Here is a 12410-nt window from a genome sequence, read left to right as displayed (position 1 = left end):
GGAGCGGGCCCGTGCGTACGGCGGGGGCCCGGCGCCGGGGTGTCCCGGCGTCGGCGGCGGGTTCCTAGAACGCGGCCTCGTCCAGCTCCATCAGGTCCAGCTCGACGCCCTGGGAGAGCTTGCGGGCCAGGGTGACGCCGGGCAGGACGTTGGCGGCGAAGAACTTCGCGGCCGCGATCTTGCCGGTGTAGAAGGCGCGGTCCTTCGCGGAGGCGGTCTCCAGCTTCTCGGCGGCGACGGCCGCGCCGCGCAGCAGCAGATGGCCGACGATGACGTCACCGGAGGCGAGCAGCAGGCGGGAGGTGTTGAGGCCCACCTTGTAGATGTTCCTGACGTCCTGCTCGGTGGCCGCGAGGTCGGTCAGCATCAGACCGACGATGCCCTCCAGCTCGGTCGCCGCGCGGGCCAGGTGCTCGCGGGCGCCCGCCAGGTCCTCGCCGCCGGTGCCGAGCGCGAGGAACTTCTTGATGTCCTCGGCCAGCGAGTTCAGCGCGGCGCCCTGGTTGCGGACGATCTTCCGGAAGAAGAAGTCCTGGCCCTGGATGGCGGTGGTGCCCTCGTAGAGGGTGTCGATCTTGGCGTCCCGGATGTACTGCTCGATCGGGTACTCCTGGAGGAACCCGGAGCCGCCGAAGGTCTGGAGCGACTGCGCGAGCTGCTCGTAGCCCTTCTCGGAGCCGTAGCCCTTGACGATCGGCAGCAGCAGGTCGTTGAGGGCGTGCTCGGCGGATGCGTCCTCGCCGTTCGCCTCCTTGACGGCGATGGTGTCCTGGACGGCGGCGGTGTGCAGCACCAGGGCGCGCATGCCCTCCGCGTACGCCTTCTGCGTCATCAGGGAGCGGCGCACGTCGGGGTGGTGGGTGATGGTGACCTTGGGCGCGGCCTTGTCCATGAAGTTCGCCAGGTCGGGACCCTGGACGCGCTCCTTGGCGTACTCCAGCGCGTTCAGGTAGCCGGTGGAGAGGGTGGAGATGGCCTTCGTGCCGACCATCATGCGGGCGAACTCGATGATGCGGAACATCTGGCGGATGCCGTCGTGCTTGTCGCCGATCAGCCAGCCCTTGGCGGGGTGGCGGTCGCCGAACGTCATCTCGCAGGTGTTGGACGCCTTCAGGCCCATCTTGTGCTCGACGTTCGTGGCGTACACGCCGTTGCGCGCGCCCAGTTCGCCGGTCTCGCCGTCGAACTCGTACTTCGGGACGAGGAAGAGGGACAGGCCCTTGGTGCCGGGTCCGGCGCCCTCGGGGCGGGCGAGGACGTAGTGGAGGATGTTCTCCTCCATGTCGTGCTCACCGGAGGTGATGAAGCGCTTCACACCCTCGATGTGCCAGGTGCCGTCCTCCTGCCGCACGGCCTTGGTACGGCCCGCGCCCACGTCCGAACCGGCGTCCGGCTCGGTGAGGACCATCGTGGAGCCCCAGGTCTTCTCGACCGCGAGCGCCGCCCACTTCTTCTGCTCCTCGGTGCCCTCCTCGAAGAGGATGCGCGCGAAGGCGGGGCCGGAGGAGTACATCCAGATCGCCGGGTTGGCGCCGAGCACCAGCTCCGCGTACGCCCAGATCAGCGACGGCGGGGTGTTGGTGCCGCCGATCTCCTCGGGCAGGCCGAGCCGCCAGTACTCCGAGTCCATGAAGGCGCGGTAGCTCTTCCTGAACGTCTCGGGGACCGGCGCGGTGTTGGTCTCCGGGTCGAAGACCGGCGGGTTGCGGTCGGCGTCGGCGAAGGACTCGGCCAGCTCGTTCTCGGAGAGCCGGGTCAGCTCGGCGAGCACGCTCTTGGCGGTGTCGGTGTCCATCTCCTCGAACGGGCCGGTGCCGTACAGCTTGTCGCGGCCGAGGACTTCGAACAGGTTGAACTCGATGTCGCGGAGGTTCGACTTGTAGTGCCCCATTGGCGCGGCTCCGTATCGGACTCGGCGAGGCACTGACTCCTCGCGATCGTGCACGTATCAGTAACGCCTTCGATGATGCTACCCGTCGGTAATAAGAAGCAACCCCGAACCCGCCATCTGTGACTCAGTACGCTTTGACGCATGTACGGCTACGACCAGAACCTCGGTGCCCAGCAGGGGTACGTGCCGCCGCAGCAGCAGATGCCGGGCGCGGCCGGCGGCTACGGGCAGCAGCCTCCGCTGTACCCCGAGCCGTCGCCGCCGTCGCTCGCGGACGCGGTGCGCGCCTTCACCACCGGCCAGCTCGCCGCCGAGGACTTCCAGCAGACCTTCGCCACCTCCAAGGTGTACTGCCCGCGCGGGGACACCCCCGGCTTCCTCGCCCTGCACAACACCCAGCAGCCGGTGATCCCCATGTTCACCTCACTCAAGGAGCTGCGCAGGTACGCGGGCAAGGAGTCCAAGTACTTCGTGATCACCGGCGCCGAGGTGATCGACCTGCTCCCGACCGGGTACGGCTTCGTCCTGGACATGGAGGGCGAGCACCGGATGGTGTTCGACGCGAAGGCGGTCGAGCAGATGGTGGAGTTCGCGATGCGGCGGATGTACGGCTGAGGGGCGCCGCCCTCTGTCCGAAGTGTGCGGGGAGCCCGGAGGAATGTCCTCCGGGCTTCCGGCGTTGCGGGGTGGTAGAAAGTTCAATCGTCAACTAAACTTGGCGCACACAAGGAGGTACCGACATGCCCGCAGTGACCGTCGAGAACCCGCTGACGCTGCCCCGTGTGACCGCGCCCGCCGACGCGGTGGCCCGTCCCGTGCTCGCCGTCGCCACCGCTCCGAGCGGCTTCGAGGGCGAGGGCTTCCCGGTGCGCCGGGCGTTCGCCGGGATCGACTACCGGCACCTGGACCCGTTCATCATGATGGACCAGATGGGTGAGGTGGAGTACGCGCCGGGCGAGCCCAAGGGCACCCCCTGGCACCCGCACCGGGGCTTCGAGACCGTCACCTACATCATCGACGGCACCTTCGACCACCAGGACAGCAACGGTGGCGGCGGCACCATCACCAACGGCGACACCCAGTGGATGACCGCCGGTGCGGGGCTGCTGCACATCGAGGCGCCGCCGGAGTCCCTGGTCGTCTCCGGGGGCCTGTTCCACGGGGTCCAGCTCTGGGTGAACCTCCCGGCCGCCGACAAGATGATGGCCCCGCGCTACCAGGACATCCGCGGCGGCTCCGTCCAGCTGCTCACCACCCCCGACGGCGGCGCCCTGCTCCGCGTCATCGCCGGTGAGCTGGACGGCCACGCCGGTCCCGGCATCACCCACACCCCGATCACCATGATCCACGCCACCGTCGCCCCGGGCGCCGAACTCACCCTCCCCTGGCGCGAGGACTTCAACGGCCTCGCCTACGTCCTCGCGGGCAGGGGCTCGGTGGGCGCGGACCGCCGCCCGGTGCACACCGGCCAGACCGCGGTCTTCGGTACGGGTTCCTCCCTCACCGTCCGCGCCGACGAACGCCAGGACTCCCACACACCCGACCTGGAGGTCGTCCTCCTCGGCGGACGCCCCATCCGGGAGCCGATGGCCCACTACGGCCCCTTCGTCATGAACACCAAGGACGAGCTCATGCAGGCCTTCGAGGACTTCCAGAAGGGCCGCCTGGGCAGCGTCCCGGCGGTCCACGGGATGTCCGAGGGCGGTCTGTAGACCCCGTCCGCACGAGCCCCGCGCCCTTACCCGGTGCGGGGCTCGCGCGTGTTCCGGCCGCGCGGACGTCCGGATGGGGCAGTCCGGCAGGGCGCGGGTCCTCCGGAGAACGGACGATGAGCGCAGGCCCCCACCCCCGAGGAGACAGGTCATGCCCAGCGCGCGCACCCTCGCCCCCGCACCCGTCGCCCTCATCTTCGGCGTCCTCTCCGTCCTCGCGGTGGCCGCCGTCGCCCTCACCGGCCTCGTCGTCCCCGTCCTCTGCGGCATCCTCGCCGTCGCCTTCGGCGCCGTCGCCCTCACCCGCCACCGCCGCTCCCTCCCCGCCCTCACCGGCCTGACAGGCGGCCTCTTCGCCCTCCTGTACGCCCTCCTCGCGGTACTGGGCGCACGAACCTGACCCCAGCCGGTCCCACCGGCGGCGCAGCCGCCTCCTAAGGGGCGCGGGGAACGGCGCGACCAGCCACGGCGGACCCGCACCTGGCGGACGGCCGGGCTGTGAAGGGGCGCGGGGAACTGCGCGAGCAACCGCGGCGGACCCGCACCTGGCGGACGGCCGGGCTGTGAAGGGGCGCGGGGAACTGCGCGAGCAACCGCGGCGGACCAGCACCTGGCGGACGGCCGGGCTGTGAAGGGGCGCGGGGAACTGCGCGACCAGCCACGGCGAACCCGCACCCGACAGCCGGACCCGTGTTCAGGGGCGCGGGGAACTGCGCGACCAGCCACGGCGGGCCCGCACCCGGATGACGGAGCCTCACCCGGTAGGCCCCCGCAGCGTGCCGCAGGCAACCCCGCGTGGTCGGCTGGACCACGTGTCCCTCCTGCCCGAACCCGTGCGCCGACTGGCCGCCTGGTGTGCCGTGCTGCTGCTGGTCATCGGGGTGGGGTGGGTGGGGATCAGGCTGTGCGGGGAGTTGCGCACCGCGGTCGTCCCCGTACTGCTCGCCCTGCTGGGCACCGCGCTGCTCGGCCCCTTCCACCGCCGACTGGTCCGCGCGGGGGTGCAGCGCAGCCTCGCCGCCGGGCTGACCTGCGTCGCGGTGGTCGGCGTCGTCGGCGGCGCCGTCTACATCGTGGTCGCCGCGCTGATCGACACCGGCGCCCAGATCACCGCCTCGCTGAAGCAGGCCGCGCAGGCCGTCGCCCGGCACTTCGGCGCCGCCGGCACCAGCCTGGACGACCTCGCCTCGCACGCCCGCGAACTCCTCGCCAAGTTCGGCGGAACGGCCGCCTCCAACGTCATCAGCGGCGTCAGCGTCGTCGCCGAGGGCATCGCGATGGCCGTACTCGCCCTGCTCCTCGTCTTCTTCTTCCTCCGCGACTCCCACCGCGTCGCCGGTCTGCTCCGCTCCCTCGCGCCGGGCGGCAACGGGGACGCGGTGGAGGCCACCGCGCGCCGCGCCTACGAGGCCGTGGAGGGCTTCATGCGCGGTACGACGCTGATCGCGCTGATCGACGCCGTCTGTATCGGCGTCGGCCTGCTGGTGCTCCGGGTCCCCGGCGCCGTCGGTCTCGCGGCACTCGTGTTCGTCACCGCGTACATCCCCTACCTCGGCGCGTTCCTGTCCGGCACGATCGCCGTCCTGGTCGCCCTCGCGGACCGGGGTTTCGTCATCGCCCTGTGGGCGCTCGGTGTCGTACTCGCCGTCCAGGTGCTGGAGGGACACGTCCTCCAGCCGGTCATCCAGAGCCGTACCGTCCAGATGCACCCGGCGGTGGTGATGCTGGCCATCACGGCGGGCGCCTCCGTCGCGGGCATCCTCGGCATGCTGCTGTCCGTACCCCTGACCGCTGCCGCCTTCGCCGTGGCCCACGAACTCCGCGCCCGCTACGCCCCTTCGGAGACGTGACCCCCGCCGAGGGCCCCCGCGCCCCGCTCACGCCCTCCCGGGCTCCCCCGCCCCCACCGGCTCGTACAGCCGGAACCAGATGCTCTTGCCCTCGCCCCGCGGGTCCACCCCCCACTCGTCCGCGAGGAGTTCGATCAGGACCAGCCCCCGCCCGGAGGAGGCGAGTTCGCCGGGACGGCGCTTGTGCGGGAGGTCGTCGCCCGCGTCGGTGACCTCGACGCGCAGCCGTCGCCCGCCGCGCTCGCCGGTGACCTCCGCGAGGAGCAGCGCGTCGGCGTCGGTGTGCACCAGCACGTTGGTGATCATCTCGGAGACCAGCAGCACGGCGGAGTCCACCTGCTCGGCCGAGGCCCAGTCGTGCAGGAGTTCGCGCAGATGCTGCCGGGCCTCCGCGATCCGCTCCGGCTCGTCCTGCCCCACCGACAGCAGGGTGCGGCGCAGCGTGGGCGGCGCGACCGTCATCGTCCCGTCGCCGTCCCCGCCCCGCCGCGCGAGCAGCAGCAGCGCGATGTCGTCCTCGCGGCGGTCGGCCAGCGGCCCGGTCGTATGGTGCGACGACGGCCCGGCGACCCCCTGCACCAGCGCGTCGGCCAGCGTCTCCAGGTCGCCCCGGTGGCCCTCCAGGATGGCGCGGATCCGCTGCCAGCCGCTGTCGATGTCGTGCCCGCCGGTCTCGATGAGACCGTCCGTGCACATCACCATCGCCTCGCCCGGCTCCAGCGCGAACAGCGTCGTCGGATAGTCCGCGTCCGGGTCGATGCCCAGCGGCAGCCCGCCCGCCGTGGGCCGCGCCATGACCGTCCCGTCCGCCATCCGGATCGCGGGGTCGGGATGGCCCGCGCGGGCGATCTCCAGCATCCCCGTCACCGGGTCCACCTCGGCGTAGAGGCAGGTGGCGAAGCGCGGATCGGGGTCCGGGATGCTCTCGTCGTACGTGACGCCGTGCAGGAAGCGGGAGGCGCGGGAGAGCACCGCGTCCGGGCGGTGCCCCTCCGAGGCGTAGGCGCGCAGCGCGATCCGGAGCTGTCCCATCAGCCCGGCCGCGCGCACGTCGTGCCCCTGGACGTCCCCGATGACCAGCGCGAACCGGCCGCCCCCGGCCTTGGTGCGGTACGTGCCACCGGGCAGCGGGATCATGTCGTACCAGTCGCCGCCGACCTGGAGGCCGCCGCCGGTCGGGATGTAGCGGGCGACGATGTCCATGCCGGGAATGCGCGGGCCGAGCGTGGGCAGCATGGAGCGCTGGAGGCCCTCGGTCAGTTCGCGCTGGGTGTCGGCGGCGCCCGCGCGGGACAGCGCCTGGCCGAGCATCCGGGCGACCGTGGCGAGCACGGCCCGCTCGTCGGGGGTGAAGGCGACCGGGTAGGTGAACGCGGCCATCCACGCGCCCATCGTGTGGCCGCCCGCCGTGAGCGGCATGAACGCCCAGGAGCGGCGGCCGAACTCGCGGGCGAGCGGCCAGGTCAGCGGATACCGGCCGCGGTACTCCTCGGGGGAGGACAGATAGACGGCCCGCCCGGTGCGGACCACCTCGGCCGCCGGGTACGCCGTGCTCACCGGCATGTAGGAGAAGGGCTCCTCGGCGCCGGGCCGCTGGCCGTGGTGGCCGATGATCGTCAGCCGGTCGCCCTCCACGCCGAACACCGCGAGGCCGTCCGGGGAGAAGCCCGGCATGGACAGACCGGCGGCCACCCGCAGCACCTCCTCGGTGGAGCGGGCCTCCGCGAGCGCGCGGCCCGCGTCCAGCAGGAACGCCTCGCGCGAGCGCCGCCAGTCGCCGGTGACCGCGCCGCGCGCGGCGGCCGTGCCGGGCACCGGCTCGGTGACCTCCTGGAGGGTGCCGATCAGCTCGAAGGACCGGCGTTCGCGGTCGTACGACGGCTTGGAGCGGCTGCGGACGACGCGGACGATGCCGCCGTGCTCGTCCATGATCCGGATGCGGACCTCGGCGAGGGTGCCCTCGGTGACGGCGAGCGGGACGACGCCGGTGATCTCGTTCCAGTCCTCCGGGTGCAGCCGGGCCCGCGTCTGGGCCTCGGTGAGGGTGACGGGCCGGGGTGGCAGCCCGAGCAGCCGGGCCGCCTCCGCGTCCACGGTGACCAGCCCGGCGGCCGTGTCCCAGTGCCAGAGCCCGGTCGAGAGGGCGGCCAGGACGTCACCCACGGACGGCAGGGGCTCGCCTGTTCGCATTGCCCCACTTTAAGAAGATCTGCCCGGAGCCTGCCACCGTTGACCGGCCGTTCGCCGCCCGTCGGCCCCTCTTTCCGTGCCCGGTACCCTTGACGGGTCCGGTGAGAGCACCGGGTCACCCACAGGTCATCACAACCAGAAGGACGCTGAACGACGATGCATCGGTACAGGTCCCACACCTGCGGCCAGCTCCGCGCCTCTGACGTCGGCACCGACGTCCGGCTGAGCGGCTGGCTGCACAATCGGCGCGACCTGGGTGGCATCCTCTTCATCGATCTGCGCGACCACTACGGCATCACGCAGCTCGTGGCGCGTCCCGGCACCCCCGCGTACGAGGCCCTGGACGGGATCTCCAAGGAGTCCACGGTCCGGATCGACGGCCGCGTCGTCTCCCGTGGCACCGAGAACGTGAACCCCGACCTGCCCACCGGTGAGGTGGAGGTCGAGGTGGCCGAGGCCGAGCTGCTGGGCGCCGCCGCGCCGCTGCCGTTCACGATCAACACCGAGGACGGGGTCAACGAGGAGCGGCGTCTGGAGTACCGCTTCCTCGACCTGCGCCGGGAGCGGATGCACCGCAACATCATGCTGCGCTCGGCGGTCATCGCCGCGATGCGGCAGAAGATGGTCGCGATGGGCTTCAACGAGATGGCGACGCCGATCCTGTCCGCCACCTCGCCCGAGGGCGCCCGCGACTACGTGGTCCCCTCGCGGGTGCATGCGGGCCGCTTCTACGCACTGCCGCAGGCGCCGCAGCAGTTCAAGCAGCTGCTGATGATCTCCGGGTTCGACCGGTACTTCCAGATCGCGCCCTGCTTCCGGGACGAGGACGCCCGCGCGGACCGCTCGCCGGGCGAGTTCTACCAGCTCGACGTGGAGATGTCGTTCGTCGAGCAGGAGGACGTCTTCCAGCCGATCGAGAAGCTGATGACGGAGCTGTTCGAGGAGTTCGGCGGTGGCCGTCCGGTCACCAGCCCGTTCCCGCGCATCCCGTTCCGCGAGGCGATGCTGAAGTACGGCTCCGACAAGCCGGACCTGCGGGCCAAGCTGGAGCTGGTGGACATCTCCGACGTCTTCGCGGGCTCGGAGTTCAAGGCGTTCGCGGGCAAGCACGTGCGCGCGCTGGCCGTGCCGGACGTCGCCGGGCAGCCCCGCAAGTTCTTCGACCAGCTCGGTGAGTACGCCGTCGAGCAGGGCGCCAAGGGTCTGGCCTGGGTGCGGGTCGGCGAGGACGGCGCGCTGAGCGGCCCGATCGCCAAGTTCCTCACCGAGGAGAACGTCGCCGAGCTGACCAAGCGGCTCTCGCTGGCCGCCGGGCACGCGGTGTTCTTCGGCGCGGGCGAGTACGACGAGGTCTCCAAGATCATGGGCGCCGTCCGGGTCGAGGCCGCCAAGCGCGCCGGGCACTTCGAGGAGGGCGTGTTCCGGTTCTGCTGGATCGTGGACTTCCCGATGTACGAGAAGGACGAGGAGACGGGCGCGATCGACTTCTCGCACAACCCGTTCTCCATGCCGCAGGGCGGTCTTGAGGCGCTGGAGGCCCAGGACCCGCTGGACATCCTCGGCTGGCAGTACGACATCGTCTGCAACGGCGTCGAGCTGTCCTCCGGCGCCATCCGGAACCACGAGCCGGACATCATGCTCAAGGCGTTCGAGATCGCCGGTTACGACCGCGACACCGTCGAGGACAAGTTCGCCGGCATGCTCCGCGCCTTCCGCTTCGGCGCCCCCCCGCACGGCGGCATCGCCCCCGGCGTGGACCGCATCGTCATGCTCCTCGCCGACGAGCCCAACATCCGCGAGACCATCTCCTTCCCCCTCAACGGCAACGCCCAGGACCTCATGATGGGCGCCCCCACCGAGCTGGACGAGTCCCGCCTCCGCGAACTCCACCTCACCATCCGCAAGCCCCAGCCGAAGTAACCCGCAGCAACCGAGAGGGCCCGGACCGCGTCTGCGGTCCGGGCCCTCTCGTACGGGCGCCGGTCGTCAGGAGGCGCTGCCTTCGGCGTCCTCGTCGTCGGCGAAGAGGTCCTCGGCCCGCTCGACCGTGGCGGCCAGCGCGAGCCAGCGGTTCATGCGGGCGATGTCGTTGCACTCGGTGATACGGGCACGCGCGGCCTCGGAGACCACAACCCCGCGCACCCCCAGCACGGCCAGCACACCCTTGGCCTCACCCTTGGCCTCACCTTCGGCCACCCCGTCGAGGTACGCCCTCTCGATGACGGTGCCCCGACCGGGGAAGTAGTTGACGAACCCCACGATGTCCCTCCATTTTTCTCCCGCCGGGGTCTGCCCCAGCGCGGTGTCCATGAACTGGCCGAAGTAGCGGGCCGCGTCGGGGCCGAGGTGTACGAGGGCTCGTCCCAGCGCGTCCAGTATGGCGTCCCCCGCCGGGCTGTTGGCGTGCGCCAGCGCGGAGAACGCGGTCATGGCGGGCTTCTCGGCCGCCGTTCGCGGGTCGGTGATCGGCGGCAGGTTGTCCGGGCCGACGACGAGCGGTGTGGTGCGCTGCGCGGTCCAGCCGCGCGCTCCGCAGTCGAAGGGGCCCGTGGCCCACTTGGCGGTGGCCCGGTCCCGGCAGACGACGAGCAGCAGGACCGGCAGGCCGTACTTCGACTGGAGATGCGCGACGTAGTACGCCCAGCTCGCCGCCTTCTTCGGGTCCCGGCGTTCCTGGGCCTCGACGGCCAGCAGGAAGCCGTCGCCGTCGGAGGGTTCGATGCGCAGGACGGTGTCCACGTGCCGGACGAGCGGGCGGGTCTCGGTGACGTCCGAGGTGACGGCGTAGGTGGCCGTCTTCTCCGGTAACTCGATGCCGAGCGCGCCGAAGACGGGCGTCAGGATCTCGGGGCGCTCCTCGAAGATCCGGTGCATGCCCTCGTGGGCTGAGGTGACCATGAGCGCAAGCTAGGAGCGCTGTTCGGCGTGGCATACGGGGAACGGGCGTGCGGTCACCCGTTCGGGTGGTGCAGAAACGTTCGCAGCCCGGCCGGAACGGGTCGGCCGGGCTGTTTGTGACGGGTGGGGCAGGGGTTACGCGTCCTGGCCGCCGAAGCGGGACTTGTAGGTTTCCAGGTCTTCTTCGGTGAGCTTGGCGAAGAGGACCGGGGGGACGGTGAAGGGGGTGCCGGGGGGGAGGGTGGTGAGGGAGTTGGCCTCGGCCGGGGTGGTCCAGGTGGCGGTGTCGGCCGGGAGGGTGAAGGCGGCGCGCATCGCTGCCGCCGCGTTCGGGATGAGGGGTTCGGAGACGACCGCGTAGAGGTGGATGAGGTTCATCGCGGTGCGGAGGGTGAGGGCCGCGCCGTCCTTGTCGGTCTTGATCTCCAGCCAGGGGGCCTTCTCCTCCAGGTAGGAGTTTCCGGCCGACCACAGGGCGCGCAGGGCGGCGGCGGCCTTGCGGAACTGGAGGGTCTCCATGTGGGTCTCGTACTCCGCGAGCAGCGCCGCGATCTCCTCCCCGAGGCGGGTCTCCGCCGCGCCGGGCTCGCCGCCCGCCGGGACCTCGTCGCCGAAGCGCTTGCGGGAGAACGACAGCACCCGGTTGACGAAGTTGCCCAGGGTGTCCGCGAGGTCCTTGTTCACCGTCGCCGTGAAGTGCTCCCAGGTGAACGACGTGTCGTCAGACTCGGGGGCGTTGGCGACCAGGAAGTACCGCCAGTAGTCGGCGGGCAGGATGGACAGCGCCTGGTCGGTGAAGACGCCCCGCTTCTGCGAGGTGGAGAACTTGCCGCCGTAGTACGTCAGCCAGTTGAACGCCTTGACGTAATCGACCTTCTTCCACGGCTCCCGCACGCCCAGCTCGGTCGCCGGGAACATCACCGTGTGGAACGGGACGTTGTCCTTCGCCATGAACTGGGTGTAGCGCACGTCCGCGTCCGCCTCGTACCACCACGCCTTCCAGTCGCGGCCCTCCGGCTCCAGGTCGGCCCACTCCTTCGTCGCGCCGATGTACTCGATCGGGGCGTCGAACCAGACGTAGAAGACCTTGCCCTCGGCGGCCAGCTCCGGCCAGGTGTCGGCCGGGACCGGCACGCCCCAGTCCAGGTCACGGGTGATCGCGCGGTCGTGCAGACCCTCGGTCAGCCACTTGCGGGCGATGGAGGAGGCCAGCTGCGGCCAGTCCTCCTCGTGCCGGGCCACCCACGCCTCGACCTCGTGCTGGAGCTTCGACTGGAGCAGGAACAGGTGCTTGGTCTCGCGGACCTCCAGCTCCGTCGAGCCCGAGATCGCCGAGCGCGGGTCGATCAGGTCGGTGGGGTCCAGGACACGGGTGCAGTTCTCGCACTGGTCGCCGCGCGCCTTGTCGTAGCCGCAGTGCGGGCAGGTGCCCTCCACGTAGCGGTCCGGCAGGAAACGCTCGTCGGCGGGCGAGTACACCTGCCGGATCGCGCGCTCCTCGATGAACCCGTTCTCGTGCAGGCGGCGCGCGAAGTGCTGGGTGATCTCGACGTTCTGCGCACTGGAGCTGCGGCCGAAGTAGTCGAAGGCCAGCGCGAACCCGTCGTACACCGCCTTCTGCGCGTCGTGCGCCTGCGCGCAGAACTCCGCCACCGGCAGGCCCTGCTCCTTCGCGGCCAGCTCGGCGGGGGTGCCGTGCTCGTCGGTGGCGCAGATGTAGAGGACGTCGTGGCCGCGCTGGCGGAGGTACCGGGAGTACACGTCCGCCGGGAGCATGGACCCCACCATGTTGCCCAGGTGCTTGATCCCGTTGATGTACGGAAGGGCGCTGGTGATGAGGTGTCGAGCCATCGGGGGCTGCTCCCAGGT

General features: G+C 71.1%; 9 protein-coding genes. 5 read left to right on the top strand and 4 right to left on the bottom strand.

Annotated elements, in window-relative coordinates; genetic code table 11:
- Nucleotides 1-64 precede the first annotated feature (64 nt).
- Nucleotides 65-1891 (bottom strand): acyl-CoA dehydrogenase, encoded by a 1827-nt coding sequence (locus KUM39_RS16870; RefSeq protein ID WP_217786481.1) that lies wholly within the window; start codon nucleotides 1889-1891, stop codon nucleotides 65-67.
- Nucleotides 1892-2032: 141 nt separating this feature from the next.
- Between KUM39_RS16870 and KUM39_RS16865 the strand changes: the two genes are divergently transcribed.
- The 4 genes from KUM39_RS16865 (at nucleotide 2033) to KUM39_RS16850 (ending at nucleotide 5453) form a co-directional block, all read left to right on the top strand.
- Nucleotides 2033-2506, top strand: a complete 474-nt coding sequence (locus tag KUM39_RS16865; RefSeq protein WP_217786480.1) for an SseB family protein — start codon at nucleotides 2033-2035, stop codon at nucleotides 2504-2506.
- 125 nt (nucleotides 2507-2631) lie between these two features.
- A complete protein-coding gene (locus KUM39_RS16860) occupies nucleotides 2632-3603 on the top strand; it encodes a pirin family protein (protein WP_217786479.1) in 972 nt (323 codons plus the stop codon).
- A 151-nt stretch (nucleotides 3604-3754) separates the two neighbouring features.
- Entirely contained in the window at nucleotides 3755-4003 is a 249-nt protein-coding gene (locus tag KUM39_RS16855; RefSeq protein WP_217786478.1) for a hypothetical protein, read from the top strand.
- A gap of 412 nt (nucleotides 4004-4415) precedes the next feature.
- Nucleotides 4416-5453: an AI-2E family transporter gene (locus KUM39_RS16850; RefSeq protein WP_217786525.1), complete on the top strand. Its 1038-nt coding sequence runs from the start codon at nucleotides 4416-4418 to the stop codon at nucleotides 5451-5453.
- 27 nt (nucleotides 5454-5480) lie between these two features.
- Here the strand turns inward: KUM39_RS16850 and KUM39_RS16845 are convergent, their stop codons facing one another.
- Nucleotides 5481-7643 (bottom strand): ATP-binding SpoIIE family protein phosphatase, encoded by a 2163-nt coding sequence (locus KUM39_RS16845; RefSeq protein WP_217786477.1) that lies wholly within the window; start codon nucleotides 7641-7643, stop codon nucleotides 5481-5483.
- 156 nt (nucleotides 7644-7799) lie between these two features.
- Between KUM39_RS16845 and aspS the strand changes: the two genes are divergently transcribed.
- The gene (aspS, locus tag KUM39_RS16840) at nucleotides 7800-9563 is read left to right on the top strand and encodes an aspartate--tRNA ligase (RefSeq protein WP_217786476.1); all 1764 of its coding nucleotides are present in this window, start codon (nucleotides 7800-7802) and stop codon (nucleotides 9561-9563) included.
- 66 nt (nucleotides 9564-9629) lie between these two features.
- On the opposite strand, the gene KUM39_RS16835 is transcribed toward aspS, so the two are convergent.
- Complete coding sequence (locus KUM39_RS16835; RefSeq protein WP_246620272.1) at nucleotides 9630-10541, bottom strand: hypothetical protein; 912 nt, start codon at nucleotides 10539-10541, stop codon at nucleotides 9630-9632.
- A gap of 135 nt (nucleotides 10542-10676) precedes the next feature.
- A complete protein-coding gene (gene metG, locus KUM39_RS16830) occupies nucleotides 10677-12392 on the bottom strand; it encodes a methionine--tRNA ligase (RefSeq protein ID WP_217786475.1) in 1716 nt (571 codons plus the stop codon).
- Between the last annotated feature and the right edge of the window lie 18 nt (nucleotides 12393-12410).

This window comes from Streptomyces corallincola (assembly GCF_019104725.1).
Taxonomy (GTDB): domain Bacteria; phylum Actinomycetota; class Actinomycetes; order Streptomycetales; family Streptomycetaceae; genus Streptomyces; species Streptomyces corallincola.
This window is presented reverse-complemented; position numbering and strand designations above follow the sequence as displayed.